Source organism: Amycolatopsis sp. NPDC059657 (assembly GCF_042734395.1).
Taxonomy (GTDB): Bacteria; Actinomycetota; Actinomycetes; order Mycobacteriales; family Pseudonocardiaceae; genus Amycolatopsis.
Map to the genome: position 1 here is coordinate 42,915 of NZ_JBHWEB010000021.1, position 3,314 is coordinate 46,228.

At 65.9% G+C, this 3,314-nt stretch carries 3 protein-coding genes; all 3 read right to left on the bottom strand.

The window, feature by feature from the left end; all coding sequences use genetic code 11:
- Positions 1-74 precede the first annotated feature (74 nt).
- Entirely contained in the window at positions 75-1,091 is a 1,017-nt protein-coding gene (locus ACFV15_RS14330; RefSeq protein ID WP_378350731.1) for an ABC transporter permease, read from the bottom strand.
- 66 nt (positions 1,092-1,157) lie between these two features.
- Positions 1,158-2,093 (bottom strand): ABC transporter permease, encoded by a 936-nt coding sequence (locus ACFV15_RS14335; RefSeq protein ID WP_378350733.1) that lies wholly within the window; start codon positions 2,091-2,093, stop codon positions 1,158-1,160.
- Positions 2,086-3,102, bottom strand: coding sequence for an ABC transporter permease (locus ACFV15_RS14340; protein ID WP_378350735.1), 1,017 nt, complete (start codon positions 3,100-3,102; stop codon positions 2,086-2,088). The genes ACFV15_RS14335 and ACFV15_RS14340 overlap by 8 nt, the downstream gene beginning before the upstream one ends.
- Positions 3,103-3,314: the final 212 nt, after the last annotated feature.

Genomic DNA, 3,314 nt, shown 5'->3' on the forward strand with positions numbered 1-3,314 from the left:
GGGGCCGCGGGGCCCGGCTTGGCGGGGTGTGGGGCGCACCCCCAACCCAACCCCCCGCCCCAAACCCCCCACCACTACCCGACGCGGATGCGAGGGTCGAGCACGCCGTAGACCAAGTCCGCCAACAGGTTCGCGACGACGACGCTGATCGCGATGACCACGAGCCAGCCCATCAGGACGTTGGGGTCGTTGTGGTCGACCGCGTCGACCAGCAGCGTGCCCATGCCGTTCCAGTTGAACACGCGCTCGGTGATGATCGCGCCGGTCAGCACCGCGCCGAAGTTCACCGAGAACAGCGTGGTCACCGGGATCAGCGCGTTGCGGAAGGCGTGCCGCCAGATCACGCGCGACGAGCTGAGCCCCTTCGCGCGGGCGGTGCGGACGTAGTCGGCGTTGAGTTCGTCCAACATGGACGCTCGCTGGAACCGGCTGTACGCCGCGAAACTGATCGCCATGATCGACAGTGTCGGCAGCAGATACGCGCCGACCACCTTGACCAGGAAGTCACCGAAACCGTCCGACTGCATGTTTTCCGGGCTCGACGTCTTGAGCCAAGGATTGCCGAGCCACTCGGTCAGCCCGGCGTCGCGGACCCAGCCGTTGATCTCGATGGCGTACTGCTTGAGCACGATCGCGATGCAGAAGATCGGCATCGAGAAGAGGATGAACGCGAGCGTCGTCGCGATGTAGTCGAGGATCGAGTACTGCTTGACCGCCGCGACCACCCCGACCAGCACGCCGAGTATCAGCGCGAACACCGACGCGCCGAGCACGAGCTCGAGCGTCACGCCGAGCGCGCTCATCACCTTGGGGTAGACGGGTTCCTGGGCCGCGCCCTGCGCGACCGAGACACCCCAGTCGCCGGTGAGGAACCGGCCGAGCCAGTCGAAGTACCGGACGATGATCGGCTTGTCGAGGCCGAGCTGCTCGCCGAGCCTGGTGATGGCTTCCTGGTTGGCGCCGGGACGGCCGCGAGCCTCGGCCAGCGGGTCGCCTGCACCGGCGACCATCACGAAGCACAGAAAGGTGCCGACGATGAGCACCGGGAAGGAAATGACCACCCGGCGGAGTACGTACCACAGCAAATTCATCCGGCCAGCTCCTCGTTGAGCCACGACTGAACAAGCGCGGCGGTACGTACTCCCGCCGTGGGAAAGCTACGCCTTGACGCGCCGCTGGCGCGGATCGAAAGCGTCTCGCAGGCCGTCACCGATGAAGTTGATCGACAGCGAGATGAGCACCAGCACGATGAACGGACCGAAGAACAGCAACGGGTTCACCGAAAGCTGGGTGTAGTTCTCGAAGATGATGCGGCCGAGCGAGGTGTCCGGCAGCTGCACACCGAGACCGATGAACGACAGCGCGGCCTCCGCGAGCACGGCCTGCGCGACGGCGAGCGTCGCGTTGACCGTGATGCTGCCGACCATGTTCGGGATCAGGTGCTTGAAGATGATCCGCCCGGTGCCCGCGCCGGAGGCACGCGCCGACTCGATGAACTCGCGCTGCGACAACGACATCGCCTCGGCGCGGGTGATCCGCGCGACCTGCATCCAGCCGAACGCCGCGAGCACCAAGGCCACGATGTACCAGGTGCCACCGCCGAAGACCTTGGCGAGGATCGCCGCGGCCGCGATCTGCGGCACGATCAGGAACAGATCGGTCACCCGCGAGATCGACGAGTCCGTGAACCCGCGCAGGTACCCGGCGAGCGCACCGAAGATGACGCCGATCGCGGTCGACAGGATCGACACGGTCAGCGCGATCAGCAGCGAGAACTGGGTTCCGCGCAGAACCTGCGAAACCATGTCCTTGCCGACCTCGGTGGTGCCCAGCGGGAAGTCCGCGCTCGGCTTCGCGAACGACGGGAAGCCCGCGTCCTCGTAACCGTGCGGCCACATCAGCGGCATGATGATCGCGAAGAGGATGATCAGCAGCAGCAGGCCGGTGCTGAACATGGCCAGCTTGTGCCGCAGGAACTTCCGCAGCACCAGCTTGCCCTGGCTACGCGGCTCGGGAAGCGCCTCGGGGGGCAGCGTGCCTTCGGCCTTGGCGACCTCGTCGCCACTGGCCAGCAGGGAATTGAGGTCAGCCAACGCGAATCCTCGGGTCCAGGATGCCGTACACCAGGTCGGCGATCAGATTGGCCACCACGACGGTCGTGGCGATGACGACGAGCCAGCCCATCAGCACGTTCGGGTCGTTGTGGTCGACCGCGTCGACCAGCACCGTGCCCATGCCGTTCCAGCTGAACACCCGCTCGGTGATGATCGCGCCCGTGAGCACCTGCGCGAAGTTGACCGAGAACAGGGTCGTCACCGGGATCAGGGCGTTCCGGAACGCGTGGCGGAAGATCACCCGCGAGCCCGGGATGCCCTTGGCGCGCGCGGTGCGCACGTAGTCGGCGTTCAGCGTGTCCAGCATCGAAGCGCGCTGGAACCGGCTGTACGCGGCGAAGCTGATCGCCATGATCGACAACGTCGGCAGCAGGTACGCGCCGACGTACTTCGTCAGGAAGTCGCCGAAGCCCGTGGAGTTCATGTTCTCCGGGCTGGTCGTGCGAATCCACGGATTACCGAGCCACTCGGTCAACCCGAGGTCCCTGATCACCGTGTTGAGCTCGATGGCGTAGGTCTTCAGCACAATGGCGATACAGAAGATCGGCATCGAGAACAGCAGGAACGCCAGCGTCGTCGCGATGTAGTCGACGACCGAGTACTGCTTCACCGCCGCGAGCACACCGACGGCGACGCCGATGATGAGGGCGAGGATCTCGGCGCCGACCACGAGGCTGAAGGTGACCCCGAACGCGCTCATCACCTTGGGGAACACGGGATCCTGCGCGGCGCCCTGCGCGACGGACACGCCCCAGTCGCCGGTGATGAAGTGACCGAGCCAGTCGAAGTAACGGGGGACGATGCCCTTGTCGAGGCCCAGGTCGGCCGAAAGCCGTGCGATCGAATCCGCGCTGATGCCCGGTCTGCCGCGCAGCTCGGCCAGCGGGTCACCCGTCGCGGCGACCATCACGAAACACAGAAAGGTCCCGACCAGCAGGATCGGGATCGAAATCGCCAAACGGCGAAGTACGTAAATAACCAGGTTCAACGAAAGTGCTCCTCGTCCGGGCCCGTCTGGCGAAGTATGCAGCCACGCCCGGTAGTCACCGTAGTGGGGGTCGTCCCACGGTCAACAGCTACTTCCGGAGGGGTGGGGGGGGCGGCGCGGGGGGGGGGGGGGGGCGCCCCCCCATTAAGGGTAAAGGTGGGGAGTGGCGGGAAGACTAATATGTTGTGTTGGGCCCGTAGCCGGCCGTACAC